The 14,227-nt window shown below is 67.7% G+C and carries 10 protein-coding genes and 2 rRNA genes; 5 read left to right on the forward strand and 7 right to left on the reverse strand.

Annotation, left to right across the window (positions count from 1 at the left end; genetic code table 11):
• Positions 1–124 (forward strand): 23S ribosomal RNA (locus E1261_RS35475); the annotation flags it as partial.
• A 161-nt stretch (positions 125–285) separates the two neighbouring features.
• A 5S ribosomal RNA gene (gene rrf, locus E1261_RS35480) occupies positions 286–403 on the forward strand.
• 84 nt (positions 404–487) lie between these two features.
• Here rrf and E1261_RS35485 read toward each other — a convergent pair.
• The 7 genes from E1261_RS35485 to E1261_RS35515 form a co-directional block, all read right to left on the reverse strand.
• A complete protein-coding gene (locus E1261_RS35485) occupies positions 488–1,138 on the reverse strand; it encodes a hypothetical protein (protein ID WP_132414108.1) in 651 nt (216 codons plus the stop codon).
• A 198-nt stretch (positions 1,139–1,336) separates the two neighbouring features.
• On the reverse strand, positions 1,337–3,169 hold the full coding sequence (locus tag E1261_RS46625) for a glycoside hydrolase family 76 protein (RefSeq protein WP_132414109.1): 1,833 nt from the start codon (positions 3,167–3,169) through the stop codon (positions 1,337–1,339).
• A gap of 1 nt (position 3,170) precedes the next feature.
• A complete protein-coding gene (locus E1261_RS35495) occupies positions 3,171–5,912 on the reverse strand; it encodes an AbfB domain-containing protein (protein ID WP_132414110.1) in 2,742 nt (913 codons plus the stop codon).
• 108 nt (positions 5,913–6,020) lie between these two features.
• Positions 6,021–9,137, reverse strand: a complete 3,117-nt coding sequence (locus E1261_RS35500; RefSeq protein ID WP_132414111.1) for a coiled-coil domain-containing protein — start codon at positions 9,135–9,137, stop codon at positions 6,021–6,023.
• Positions 9,134–9,823, reverse strand: a complete 690-nt coding sequence (locus E1261_RS35505; RefSeq protein WP_132414112.1) for a hypothetical protein — start codon at positions 9,821–9,823, stop codon at positions 9,134–9,136. Before E1261_RS35505 ends, E1261_RS35500 begins: the two co-directional genes overlap by 4 nt.
• Entirely contained in the window at positions 9,816–10,433 is a 618-nt protein-coding gene (locus E1261_RS35510) for a hypothetical protein (protein WP_132414113.1), read from the reverse strand. Before E1261_RS35510 ends, E1261_RS35505 begins: the two co-directional genes overlap by 8 nt.
• Positions 10,430–11,620 carry a hypothetical protein gene (locus E1261_RS35515; protein WP_132414114.1) on the reverse strand — a complete coding sequence of 397 codons (1,191 nt, stop codon included), beginning with the start codon at positions 11,618–11,620 and terminating at the stop codon, positions 10,430–10,432. Before E1261_RS35515 ends, E1261_RS35510 begins: the two co-directional genes overlap by 4 nt.
• A gap of 295 nt (positions 11,621–11,915) precedes the next feature.
• On the opposite strand from E1261_RS35515, the gene E1261_RS35520 reads away from it, so the two are divergent.
• The 3 genes from E1261_RS35520 to E1261_RS35530 form a co-directional block, all read left to right on the forward strand.
• The gene (locus tag E1261_RS35520; RefSeq protein ID WP_132414115.1) at positions 11,916–12,713 is read left to right on the forward strand and encodes a TrmH family RNA methyltransferase; all 798 of its coding nucleotides are present in this window, start codon (positions 11,916–11,918) and stop codon (positions 12,711–12,713) included.
• Between the two features lie 39 nt (positions 12,714–12,752).
• Positions 12,753–13,733, forward strand: coding sequence for a GDSL-type esterase/lipase family protein (locus E1261_RS35525; protein ID WP_238176631.1), 981 nt, complete (start codon positions 12,753–12,755; stop codon positions 13,731–13,733).
• A 28-nt stretch (positions 13,734–13,761) separates the two neighbouring features.
• Positions 13,762–14,227, forward strand: a 466-nt coding sequence (locus tag E1261_RS35530; protein ID WP_132414116.1) for a hypothetical protein, incomplete at its 3' end; no start/stop codon positions are given.

Here is a 14,227-nt window from a genome sequence, read left to right on the forward strand (position 1 = left end):
GATGAGGTCTCCCACCGGGTTAACCGGGTAAGGCCCCCAGTAGACCACTGGGTTGATAGGCCAGAAGTGGAAGCACCGCAAGGTGTGGAGCTGACTGGTACTAATAGGCCGAGGGCTTGTCACACACCAACCACACGGTTGGCAACAGTGAAAGCCGCTGCGCTACAAGTAACTCGCGTTCACTGTACGGTTCCCAGAATATGAACAGGACCCCCAGCACCAACCCCCAGGCACCACGCTAAGGGTTGTGATCAGCAGGGTTGGTTGTTGATATTTTGATAGAGTTTCGGTGGTCATAGCGTCGGGGAAACACCCAGTCTCCATTCCGAACCTGGAAGTTAAGCCCTTCAGCGCCGATGGTACTGCGACCGGGAGGTCGTGGGAGAGTAGGACGCCGCCGGACATTCACACTGTTAAGGGCCACCCCACTAGGGGTGGCCCTTAACATATGTCTGGACCTCTTTAAGGCAAGTAGAAGCTGAGGTGATCAGCCTTCGGGAGCGATCCCGACCAGCGCTGCCGCAGCACAGATGTGCACCGGAGTGAGGTCCGCCGGGGAGACCGGGGCCTGGAGCAGCGTTCCACGCTCGAACGGCGTGAGCTGGATGTCGATGCCGTGAGCGCCGGCCACCATGCCGCGGACATACGTCAGCCAGCCCATCATCGGGATTCCCCGACGGAAGACCCCCGCAGCGGCCGCGAGTTCGGTGTCGGCGATGCTGGCCCACTCCGGCTCCCAGATCGACACAACAGCACGCAGGACCTGCGCGAAGCGGTCGGACTGCGTGAGCGCCTCGTCATCGCTCCAGTGCAGCGTGATCTGGTCCGAGACCGTCGTCAGCGTGCCGCCCATCGACAGGTCGAACAGCCACGGCAGCTCACCAGTGCTTTGGAGATGCAGCCGGGTGGTACTGGATCCGTTGGCGAGCACCTTCGTGGTCGCCTCGACCATCTCCTCGAGCGGAATCGAACCATCCGCCTCGAGGACGTGGTACCCCCACCGTTCGTCCTGCGTCCAGGCATGCACATCAGGGAACGCGACCGCGACAGCCGTCAGCGTGCGATCCACCCGTAGTGCGCGTTGCTCGACGGTCTCGTCACGGTGAGCCCACTGGGCGCGGAGCAGCCATGATGCCATCACGCCCTCCGATCGTGTGCCGGCCGATCCTGCGCAGCAGACGGTACGCCGGTGGCCGGATGGTTGGCCAGAGTTCCGCCTACCCGGCGTGAAGAGCCCGTGCGGTTCTCTGGAAGTTCCACCCGACCAGTCTGCGGCACCGGTGGTTCGGAGGTGACCACCGGGGTCCGGTTTTAGTAAGTATCCATCCGAAGTACCTCAGCTTTTCGGCGTCGCTGCGAGCAGTCCACCGAGTGCACTGGCCTGGGTCCGCCAGTCCCGGACGCCACCCGCGGCCCACCGCTGCCCGAGCCGGTTCAGGCTGTCCCGGTCGTGCTGCCAGATCGAATCGGCCTGCCGCTGGGCATAGGTCTTGTACGACGCCTCGCCGGTGCTGTCGGCCAGATCCATCAGATACCGCATGAAGATTCCCTTGAACTGCTTCTGGTTGTCGTCACAGTTGCCCGCGGCATCACACGACTCCGTCAGGATCCCGCCCGGGCTCAGCAACGTCGACGACATCGCCGCATCACCCAGCTGCCGAGCCTTGGCCAGTACGGCGGCATCCCCGGTCGCGCGCCACAATTCGAGCGCACCGCCGATCGCCAGCCCCTGGTTGTACGTCCACACGGTCTGCCCGTTGTTGGTGCACGAGCCCGTCAGCCCGTCGTTCACCAGGCCGGCGGAGTTGATCATGCCGCTGTTCTTGAACCAGTTCCAGCTGGTCGTGGCTCGCTGCAGCCAGATGGAGTCGCCAGGCAGCCGGTTGTGCAGCGCGGCCGTCATCCGGACGTAGAGCCCGATGGTGACCGCGTTCTTGTACGTGCGCTCGCGGTCCCACCACACACCGCCGCCACATGAACCGGTGTCCCAGTAGCCGTGGACATAGTTGGCAATCGTCACCGCCATGTCCAGGTACTTCCGCTCGCCGGTGAGGTCGTACGCCTGGATCCACGCGATCGCCCACCACTCGGTGTCGTCGATCGCCCGGCTGATGAAGTTCCCCTCCAGCGCGTCGCCGCTCTTCACCCCGGCCGGGAAGACGCCCCTGTTCTTGTCGAACATCTCGTTGACCATCCAGCGCAGATCAGTACGCCGCATCCGCTGCTGGTAGTCCATCATCGTGGTCAGGGCGACTGCGGAGTTCCACCAGCTCGACAGCCACCAGGCGGTGTGCGGCTGGTACGAGTACATCAGCGCATCGGCCGCTGCGGATGTCCGATCCGACGCCGGCCGGGCCCACGCCGTACAGGCGCCGTTTTGGCCTTCGACTGCGCGGCCGCATGCGCGGACGGCACCGCCGTACAGCTTGGAGCGTGGATCGGTGGTGGCATAGAGCTTGGTCTTCGCCGCGGTGGAGCCCGAGCCAACACCGACGCGGCCGAGGGAGGAGCCGCCGGGCCAGGAGGCGCCTTCGTTCCAGGAGCGGTCGAGCCAGACTTCGTCGCCGGCGCGGCCGGTGTCGATCGTGCCCCAGGCCATCCCGCGGTTGTCGATGTGCAGGGCGATCCGGCGGCCGGACAGCGCTGCCGACGGGACCGGCTGGTTGTCACCGGATGCACCGTCGCTGCCGTCACAGGCCGCGGCGCAGACAGTTGGGTACACCCACGCAGTGCAGTCGACCCCAGCTGCGTCGCCGCAGGCTCGGATCATCCCGCGGCGGTGGGCGCCCGGGTCTGCCAGGTTGTACATGAGCGTTCGGGTACCGGTCCAGCCACTGGGAATCGAGGCCTTGCCGAGCAGTCCCTCCCAGGTCGCGCCGCCGTCCCAGCTGCGGTCCAGCCAGACGGCGTCGTTGGTGACGCCGTTGTCGATGCTGCCCCAGGCCATCGAGTCCTTGTCGGACACGTGCAGTACGACGCGGCGTCCGTTGATCACCTTCTCCGGTACTGGGAAGGTCTCCTCTTGCGCGCGCGACGGATCGAGCGCGTCACACGACACCGAACAGACCTGAGCCAGCGGGACGGCCTGAGCCTGAGCCTCGGCCTGGGCAGCAGTCGGTACGGCGAGCGTCGTACCCAGCAAGGCCAGTGCGACGAACAGCGAGCGCATGTCAGCCTCCCAGCCCGGACTGGTCGGTCCAGGTGGCGTCGGCGTTGTAGCTGCCGCCACCGTCCCACGCGTTCCCTCCACTGACCGTGGCGATGTACACCAGCTCGCTGGCATGCCGCACGTAGTAGGAGGGGTAGTTGAGCGACTGCAGTGACACGTTGCCCGCGCCACCAGCCAGCGGCGGCTGTGCGCAGAACGTCGCATCTCGCTGGAAGGTGTCAGTGCCGTCGCTGGTGGCTTTCTGCAGCCGGTAGTTGCTGTGCCGCAGGTACTGACCGGGGAAGTTCACCGACTCGAGCGAGTAACAGGTGCCCTCCGCCAGACCAGCCCGTACGACGAAGGTCGAGTCCTGCCGGTCGGCGAGCGCAGATCCGGCGTCGATGACATCTGTCCGGGCGAGGCTCTCCTGGTGGCGCAGTACCCGGTTCGTGTAGCCCGGGGTGGCCACTCGGAAGGTGCGGGCCTGGCCGACGCTCAGATTGGCACCGCTCTTCCACCACGCCGGTATGAGGTTCCAGGTCGAGTCATCGCGGAAAGAGCCGCCGGTGTCGCCGTCGATCCACACTTCGGAGTTGCGATGCCGCAGGTACTGACCAGGTCGAGCTGCGGACTCCAGCGACGTACCGCCTCCACTGAGACCCGGGCGGGCGCAGAAGGTGGCATCGGCCGCGAAAGTGCCGCCGGTGTTGGCCTCCTTGTAGACCCGCTGATCCCGCTGGCGCAGGTACTGACCGGGGAAGTTGCGCGACTCGAACGAGAAGCAGCTCCCGTTCGACAGTCCGGAGCGGACCCAGTACGTGGCGTCCTGCTTCAGACCCTGGCTGCTGCCGGAGTCGACCACCTCGGTGTTCGCGACTCCACCGGTATGGCGGAGGTAGCGGTTGGTGTAGTTCGGCGTCGTGACTCGGAAAGACACCAGCTTCCCGGTCGGCAGCGCCGTACCGTTCGCAGCCGCGAGGATCTGTTGATGGGCAGCACGCACCCGGGCGAAGTCCATCTTCTGCACCTGGCGGTCGTAGGTGAAGAAGCCGTTGATCTCGTCCTCGACGTCCGTCGGCTCGGTGTAGACCGAACCCGACAGCCCGGAGCCGTTGATCAGATCCGGCAATTGACTGGTGATCTGGACGTAGCGGCTGGTCAGCGCGTCGCTGGTCGGCAGCATTTCGTAGGCGAAGCTGTTGCCGCTGGGCCACTCGTGACCGGGGACGTGCAGGCCCAGCCCGCCGTACTCGCCGAGCTGCAGCACCCGGGTACTCGACGGAGCGCGGGCGATCCCGGGGCCGACGTACATATGGTCGTCGATGATGTCGCCGTTGCCGGGGTCTGGATCGGAGTCGCAGCAGTTCGATCCGGAGTTGTGGTTGACGAGGCGGGTCGGGTCGAGGCTCTTCACCAGATCGGCGATCCGGCCGGCCTGGAACTCACCCCAGCCCTCGTTGAACGGGATCCACTGCACGATCGACGTCATCTGCTTGTGGTTCTCGATCATCCGGCGCAGCTCGGTCTCGTACCGCGCTTCCCCGGTCGCCGACGCGTTGCGGCCGGCCACCAGCGACGGCATGTCCTGCCACACCATCAGACCGAGTTTGTCGGCCCAGTAGAACCAGCGGGCCGATTCGACCTTGATGTGTTTGCGGACCATGTTGAAACCGAGCGACTTCTGCTGCTCCAGATCGAAGCGCAACGCCGCGTCCGTTGGCGCGGTGTAGAGACCGTCGGGCCAGTAGCCCTGGTCGAGTGTGCCGAGTTGGTAGACGAACTTGCCGTTGAGCGTCGGCCGCAGGAAGCCGCCGATCATCGCCTTGCCGACCGACCGCATCCCGAAGTAGCCGCCGACGGCATCGCGGCCGAGGGTGACCTTGAGGTCGTAGAGGAACGGATCGTCGGGCGACCACAACCGCGCATTCGGCACCGGTACGCGGAACGACGTACCGGTGACGCCGGTCGCTTCACCGACGACCTGGCCGCCGGACAGCACTTGCGCACGGACCGGCTGCCCTGCGGATGAAGCTTGTACGGCGAGGTCGAGCCCGCCGGCCGCGACGTTCGGGATGGTGTCGAGCCGTTTGATCCAGGTCGCTTCGGTCGGTTCGAGCCAGACGGTCTGCCAGATGCCGGACGACGGGGTGTACCAGATGCCGCCGCGGTTGAGGCGTTGCTTGCCGGACGGGATGTCCTCGGCGTCGACCGGCGCCCAGACGCCGACGATGATCTCGTTGGTCCCCGCACGCAGGGCCGAGGTGATGTCGTACGAGAACGCGTCGTACCCGCCCTCGTGCGTACCGAGCAGGACGCCGTTCACCCAGACCTTGGACTGCCACATGACAGCGCCGAAGTTCAGCTGCACGTGACGGCCGGACCAGCCGGCCGGGATGGTGAAGTTCCGCTTGTAGTACATGCGGTTCTCGTGCCGCATGATGCCGGACAGCGCCGACTCGATCGGGTAGGGGACCAGCACCTCCTCGGCCAGCGTCCCGCCGACCGGCGGGGTGTTGAGGTTGCTGGTCGGCGCGAACTGCCAGACGCCGTTGAGGCTCTGCCACTCGGTTCGGGTCAGCTGCGGCCGCGGATACTCCGGGAGCGGGTTGGTGACGGAGACCTGATTGGTCCATGGCGTGGTCAGCGGTGGCGGTTTCGGCGCGAAGGCCTCGGCCGGTGCCGAGACCAGCACCGAGCTGAGGATCGCGAGAACGATCAGCAGAGTGAGCCGTACGGTGACATGACGAAGCAGGCCGGAGGTCATCTGTAGTCTCCCTGGGGCGGTAGGAGAGAGCGCTCTCACCCGTCAGTATGCGGACCTGACGGACTTAATCAAGACGCTGGATGATTGTTTCTGTCGGAAAGCGTTTGTCTACGTGAGAGTGGGCGAGGCTATCTCAAGCGTCGGCGTTTTACCGCGGTACGACTCGAGCCATGACCGCAGCAGCTCGACGCGAGCGGCGTACTCCTCGTTGCCCTTCACGACCGGGGCCTGGTTGTAGGCCATCGTGTCCGAGCTGCGGCGGAGCTTGACGTACAGCCGCGACGACGCGAGGGCATAGCGCTCCATGTCGTCCTGCAGTGCGCCGATCACCGTGATGTTGCGGTCGCGACCGATCTGCTCGAACAGCGCCACGGCCTCCCGGCGGTGCTGCGAACCCAGGTTGCGGCCGAGCTCATCCAGGATCAGCAGCAGCGGCCGGTCGGATCCGCCGGCCAGAGCAGCGGCGCAGACGAGCTTCACCGCCTTCTCGTCCATCTGCGCGGTGTTGCCCTTGACGTTGAACGCCGAGAACGGGCCGCCCTCCGAACGTCGCCACTTCGGGGTGACCGTCCAGCGCCACGGCTTGTCCGGCTCGGCGGGCGGATCCGGCTCGGGGAACTCGAGCTTCGCGCCGTACCCGCCGTACTGCTGATCGAGCCGGTCGAACTCCTGCGACACCAGGCGCAGCCGGGCCTTGATGCCGTCGGCCAGGGACGCGCGGTGAGCGCGAGCTGTGCTCTCGGCCTCGCCGAGCCCTTCGCGGGCGCGCTCCAGAGCGGCGTTGCGCTCGGCGCGCTGATTGGCGATCTGCTGTTGCTGCAGGCTGTCGAATGTCTCGTGCTGAGCGAGGTGACTGCTCAGCGTCCGCTGCAACGCCGGGACCAGGCCGACGCGCGCGCCGAGAGTCCCGCTCGTCCAGCCGTCCGGACCGTTGAGGATCTCCCAGAGCTCGGCCGGGATCTCCTCGCGGGAGCGGGCATTCGGGAAACAGCGGCGAATCACGTCGTCGAGCTGGGTGCAGGCCTGGTGATTCCAGTCGGACGTCGTCCGCCGCTGGGCTTCGTCAGGCAGCCCGAGCAGGAACTCGTCGGCCTCGGCCGGCGTCGTACCCCAGGCGGTGATCCGGGCGGTCAGGTCGAGCCCGGTCTGCTCCTCGAGCAGCCGTAACCGGCGCCCGGCCAGGTCGTCGAGGATCCGGTCGTGGTCGCGGCGGGTTGACTCGAGGTTCTTGAGCCGCTCGTCACGAACCAGCTGCTGACCGGCCGCGGCCTCGGCGGATTCCTTGGCAGCTTGGAGTTGCGGGGCGAGCGAGTCGCGATCGGTCTCGTGGCGGTCGATGGTTTCGCGCAGCGCGAGGATCTGCTCCTGCACCGATTCGGCGTCCGCGAGAGCCCGGGCGGCCGCCGTACGGCGCTCGGCCTGGTCGACGCGCGCTCGGGCCTGCTCCAGCGCCGTTGATGCTGCCGCGCGTGCCTCGGCCGCGGCCTCGACCCGGCGGCGAGCCGCCTCGATGCGCGCGGTCCGGCCGGTCAGCGGCTCGTCGAACTGCCCGACCGCGACCACACCGGCAACGTCGTCGATGTTCTCCTTGGTGGCGCGCTCGGCGAGCGTCGTGAAGAAGGCATCGAGGGTGAAGCGTTTGTCGGCGGAGGTCGGAACGCCCTTGGCACGCTTGGCGCCGGGGCGATTCGCCAGCACCAGAAGGAATCCGGCGTACCCGGCATCGGCAAGTGCTGCCGACGCGACGGCCGCATCACCGGCGTCGATGACAACAGCTTCCCGGTACGGCGCCAGTCGCGGCTCCCACTCGGATCGAGCCGACGCGGGCAGCTCGGTGATGTCGGTGAGCGCACCGCACTCGAGTCCTGCGTTCTCCAGGACCTGTTGCTGTGCTGCGGATACGGTCTGGCCGCTCTCGGCTTCCCGCAGCTCGGCGGTCGCGACATCGACCGCGGACCGGGCCGCATGGTCGCGCCCGATGTGCTCCTCGAGCGCCACGCGCGCCTCGGTCTGCTCCTCGCCGGCCGCAGCCAGATCGCGGCCGTCCGCCGAGCGACCGGCGTCCAGTAGACGGCGATGCTCCTGCCCGAGCCGCTCCAGCTGCTCACGCACGGACCGCTGGGCCAGGTCGAGATCGCGGTCCCGCGCATCCAGCTTGTCGCGCTCCTGGCGGGTCAGCTGAACGTCCCGGAGCAACACCTCTTCGTTGCCGAAGGCATCGATCGCGGCATCGACCGCCTCCCGGCGAGCCTCCTGCTCGGCGACCCGCTCGTCGAGCTCACCGAGCTCGTGCAGGATCTCGCCGTTGCGGGCGTCACCGTCGATCAGGTGCCGTGCACACCTTGCCTGCCAGGACTCCTTCGCCGCAGCCAGCGCATCCCGGGCCGCGGCGCGCTGCAGAATGCCGGCCTCGACCGCGGCCATCTCCTGCTCCCACCGCTGCAGGTCGGCCGTCGCCTGCTTGGTCGCCTCGCGCTGCGTGTGCTCGGCCGACCGGTGCGCCTGCTCCTGCTCCAGCTCGTGATCGAGGCCGGTGAGAGTCGCGATCGCGTTGAAGATCCGGGCCGGGCCGAGCTCGTTCAGCGGCTCGGCGAGCAGGTTCGCGGTTGGGCTGGAACGGACCGAGGTCGACAAGAACGAGACGCAGCGGACCTGACCGCCGTACAGGACGCTTGAGAGCTTGTTGGCGTGGAAGTCCGTGCGGCCGTTGGAGTGCGGGAGCGCGGCCCACAACGCGTCGGCTCCGGCGGCCCGCTCGGCCTCGGTCGCGCCGTACGGGACGTGTAGTCCGTTCTTCCAGCGTAGATCGAGGTACGACGCCTTGCGGTTGATGCGGATCCAGACGGTGATCGCGGCCGCCTCGATCTCGTCGAGCTCGGTCAGCGCGGGATCGGAGAAGACACCGACGATGTAGCCGCGGTCGACGTTCGACCAGTTGCCCTCCTGGCCGGCCGCCTCGGCGGTGAACAGGAGCTCGGCCGCACCCGGCGCACCACTGGTGAGCCGCCACTGGTCGTCGGCGTGCAGCAGGCTGAGCGCGGCGATCCATGACGACTTGCCTGCGCCGTTCGAGTCGGTCGGGCCTTGACCGGCGACCGTCACGAGGCCCTGGCCGACCATCGGGATCGGGTGCGTGGAGAGCCGGGACAGGTCGACGACCTGGACACCGAGCAGCACCTTCGACCCGAGGATGTCGAACGGACCGTCCTCCACCGTGCTGCTCATGCCACTCCTTCTTCTTGTTCTGCACTGCTCGATGCGTCGTCCAGCGGGGTCGCCGTCCCGTTGCGGGCCCGGATGGCTTCGGCGATCGGACTGGCCGGGGCGGCGGCCAGGATGAGTTGGTCCTGCAGCCGGCGCCGGGCCGCGGGGGTCAGGCGCTGCAGCTGTGGGCCGGGGATGTAGCTGGGCCCACCAGAGTGGTCACCGGACAGCTGGATCAACCCGGCTGCACGTAGTCGCTGCAGCGCGAGCCGTCGCTCTTCACCACTGATCTTGGTGGTCCGGAGCTCGTCAACGGTCGTCGGCCGGGCCGACTTCCAGCTGTCGCCGGTCAGGATGCCTTCGCTGCGGGGGATCGCGACCGAGTGGATCAGGACGAGCACCAGTACGGCGCGGTCGACCACCGACAACGGCTGCCAGCCCTGCGCTGTCAGCGCGGCGGCGATGTCATCGGAGTACCCAGACGTCCAATGCGTGCCGTCGACCTGCACCAGCACCCGGCCGATCAGCTTCAGCATCTTCTGCACCTGCCGCCGCAGCGTCACATCCCGCAGCCCGGCCAGCTGCACCTCAGCGACCGGATGCGCCGCATACTGCACCGCGCTGAACGCAGCCAGCACCTCGTCCCGAGCGCGATCGCTCAGATCCTGCAACAACGGATCAAACAACGCATGCTGCGACTCACTCATCTCCCACCTCCGAGGTGGGGAGGGGATCTGAGGTCGGGGTGTCGGGTGTGGTGCTGAGGATTGCCGGTGGGGGATCAGGGAGGTGGCGGCAGAGGTCTCGGAGGGTGGCTTGGTCGGCCGGGGTCCAGTTGATGACTCGGGGGCCGAGGCGGACCTCGCCGGCCTTTTCGTTCCAGCGGATCCAGTGGGTTGCGTGCAGGCGCCGGAGGCTGCCGATGATCAGCGTCAGGTCACTCGACTGCTCGGCCCGGCCACGCATTCCGGCGTACACGGCTCGCACCTGGGTGAGCGTGCCGATCGCGCCCGGCCAGGCCGAACCACTGCGGTCGGTCCAGCAGCAGGCGACCACGATCGCCAGCACCCGGGCTGTCTCGTTCGGCTGCTCGACAGCGACCGGGGGAGTGCCCAGCTCATCCAGTACGGCGTGGCCGGCACCCGAAGGCATCGTCGGCACCAGCCAGACCGTGGAACCGTCCGGCTCAGCCGCGCGGGTCAGACCAGCCACTGCTGGCGTATCGGGCTCGACTTCCAGCGGACCGGCCGACTGCACCTTCGCCCACCACAGCGCGTTGTAGAGCCGTCGCTCGACGGCCTCGGACGGCGTACTCATCGACTGGCCCTCCGGAACACACCTTCGGTCGCCCACGGCGTCCCAGCCGTCGGATCAATCCGCATCCCGTCCGACCAGACCAGCTCATAGTCCAGCTCGTCATGCAGATGTGCAGCCGTCAGCTCGGCCAGGACCCGACGCGCGGTGACCCAGTCGCCCGCGTCGTCGACCACCTCGACGATGTCCACAGACGGCCGTTCAGCGAGCACTCGCTCAGCCTCGGCACGCAACTCCTCACGGTCAGTTGCGGCTGCCGACTCCGGCGCGTCCACATCCGCAGTCGGCCGCGGTGGAGCCATCCTCGCCGTACCGGATCGGCGGCCGGTCTCGACCGCCTCCACCATGGTCTGCGGTGAGAAGTCCGGAGCGGCCGCGTCGAACAGCAGTCCGTCCAGCACCGCGGCCAGCACATCCGGCTCGCTACCCCGGGTGAACGTCACCCACGTCTCGATCGGCAGCAGCCCGAGCGCGCGCGTCGTACCGGCTCGCTCCACCAGCCGACCCGCGGCCAGCTGGACCGCATCGGCGTACGCAGCGAGCGACATCCGCAACGACGTACACGCGCGGTGCAACGTCGGCCAACGCTCGAGGACGATCCGGTGCACCTTCTCGGCCTGCTCGATCAGCCGTTCGTTACCCCAAGCGAGCTGTGCATTCTCCCGGAGCTGAGGTGTCGTGCTCGTGGCGACCAGGATGGCCAACTCGTTCCCCAACAGGCGGAACACCTTGGTCAGCCGCTCGATCGAGGCCAGCCCCTGGTCCTCGGTCGCGCTCGGGTCGCTGACGCTGTGTGCCTCCAGGGTCAGCAGTTGGTGCAGCTCACCTTGACCACCCTGCACCGACATCCGCTTGAGGAACATCAGCATCACGTACGGCGCGAAGGCGGCCCGGTGGCGCAACTCGTTCGGACGGTCGACCAGTTTGGTGATCGCGCCGTACTGCCGCAGCACCTCGAACCGGCGGACGATCACGTCGTGCGGGTAGCCGCGGCAGGCCAGCGTCGCCTGCTCGACGGTCAGCCCGTCGCTCCCGGCCTCGGCGAAGGCATCCAGGATCGCCTGATCCGCGTCCAGCAGCTCCGGATCGACGATCATCGCCCCGGCCTCACGGGCAAGCACGGCGAACACCTGCCGGTAGACGCGCAGCACGGCCGCTTCGGCCTCAGCGTCCAGCAATGTCGCGTCCATACTCACTCCTCCCGTGTGGCGCCGCCCCCGCGAGCGAACGGCAACCAGGAAAGGGACTCTAGCCATCACCACCGACAGACCAAAACCGGGCCCGCCGAGCCTGTGGAAAACCTGGTGACGACCGCGGCCGGCACTGCCTACCATCGCGAACATGAAGCAGCATCACAGTGGCTGACGCGGTCCAGGTAGACCGCGTCAGGACCACAACGCCGAAGTAGAGGCGTTCACACACCGGTGCGGACCCATCACAGGGTGCCCGGTGCGCTGCTCAGTTCTCCAGTACGGAGTCCCGCACATGACTGTGCATCCTGCTGCGCCGGCTATTGGCGCCCAGCACCCCGCCGTTCGTGACCTGCTCACTGTCCGCAAGGACGCCGCTCCCGGCCGGATCCTCGTCGAAGGCGCGTGGGAACACGACCGCCTGCTCGCCACCGACACCGAACTCGAGGCCTTCTTCTGGTGCCCCGAAGCCGGTACGACGTACCCGGTCGACCGGATCGCCGACCGTGCCGCCGCGGTCTACCGGATCTCGGCCAAACTGCTCGACCGCCTGTCCCGCAAGATGCGCTCCGACGGCCTGCTCTCGATCGCGCGGCTCCCCGTGTGGGACCCACATGCACTCCACTTCACCGCGGAGTCGCTGGTCCTGGTCGCGGACGGCGTCGAGTACGCCGGCAATCTCGGCACCCTGATCCGGACAGTCGACGCGGCCGATGCCGACTGCCTGATCCTGACCAGCAGGCGGGCCCGCCCGAGCCATCCGGCCGTGTACTCGGCCAGCCGGGGCACCATCTTGTCCACACCGGTACTGGAGTTCGGCGAGATCGGTTCCGCGGCCGACTGGCTGCGGGCGCACGGTTTCCAGGTACACCTCGCCGATCCAGCGGCTCAGGGCAGCTACCGGGAGACGTCGTACGACGGGCCGACGGCGTTCGTCGTCGGATCGGAGGGTTCGGGCCTGTCGGCGGAGTGGCACGCGCAGGGCTTCGGCGGCGTCTCGATCCCGATGCTCGGCCAGGCCGATTCGCTGAACGTCGCACTGTCCGCCGGGATCCTGCTGTTCGAGGCGCGAGCCCACAAGAACGGGTGGTGAAAGAATGGCGGCTGCCACCGACTAGCAGGGAGTACAAGCGTGCCGTTCGAGCCGGGTGAAGTTGTCGCCCCGTCAGACCCGCGAATCGTGCTGGAAGGCCAGTGGGGTCACCAGCCCGGTGTCGCGATCACCGTCAACTCCGGCTCGCGGCTCTCGTTCTCCTTCGCGGGGGAGCGAGTGCAGTTGCTCTTCGACACGACGGGTCTGACGGTGGCACCGCACCTGTGGGTCAAGCTCGACGACGACGATCCGGTCCTGCACGTGATCGAGGACTCGGTCGTCGAACTGACTGCACCGACCGGCCGGCACAAGGTCGAGGTGGCGGTCAAGGACGTCAACGAGCACGCCAACCGGTGGAACCCGCCGTTCGGGTGCGCGGTGGTCTTCGGTGGTCTGGTGCTCGACGTGAACTCCCGGCTGCGACTCAGCGGGCGGCCCGACGGCCCGCGCCTGGAGTTCTACGGTGACTCGATCACCCAGGGCGTGCGGGCGATCGGCCCGGAGATCGAGTCGGAGGGCGTGGACGGTACGGCGTCCTATGCGTACCTGACCGCCCGCGCGTTCGGAGCGACGTCGTACCAGGTCGGTTTCGGCAGCCAAGGCATCGTGAAGCCGGGGAACGGCGAGGTGCCGTCGGGGCTGGAGTCGTTCGGCTGGAACTTCGCCGGCTCGCCCGCCGAGCGGGTCGAGGCGCCGGACGTGGTGGTGGTCAACCTCGCGGTGAACGACGAGACGCTGACGCCGGAGCAGTACGCCGAGTACATCGGCCGCGTGCGATCGGCGTACCCGTCGACGACGGTGGTCGCGCTTCCGCCGTTCAACGGCAAGCATGCGGACGCGATCGCCTCCGCGGTGAAGATGCTCGACGACCCGAATGTCGTCCTGATCGACTCGACCGGCTGGATCACCGAGGCCGACTGCACCGACAACATCCACCCGTCGGTCGCCGGTCACCAGAAGATCGCCGACCAGCTCATCCCGGCGCTCGCAGCCAGTACGTCGCTGCGTCTTCCTGCCTAAGGGAGTCGGCCGCAACGGAGGAGAACCCTTGATCACCGCGGACGATCTCGATACCGCAGTCACCTGTGTCGTCGACGCCCTACGCCCGACCGTCGACCAGGACTGGTCGGCACTCGCAGGTTCGCTCGACTGGACCTGCCGAACCACCGCCGAACACCTCGGCCAAGCCCACCTGCACTGGGCCAGCCAACTAGCGGTGGCCGCACCGACAAAGTACGTCCGCTGGTCAGCCACCGCCCAGGAACTCGCGCCACCCGCCGGCGTCCTCGACTTTGTGGAAGCCGCCGGCCGCATCCTCGCCCTGGTGGTCCGCGCCACCCCGCCGGAAACCCGCGCCTACCACCCCTGGGGCATCGGCGACCCCGAAGGCTTCACGGCCATGGCCTGCGTCGAGTCCCTACTCCACGCCCACGACCTCACCACCACCCTGTCTGAACCATTGAACCCACCCGCCGACCTCTGCGCCCGCGTCCTCGCCCGAGCCTTCCCCCACG

The sequence above is a fragment of the Kribbella albertanoniae genome (assembly GCF_004348455.1).
GTDB classification, from domain to species: Bacteria; Actinomycetota; Actinomycetes; order Propionibacteriales; family Kribbellaceae; genus Kribbella; species Kribbella albertanoniae.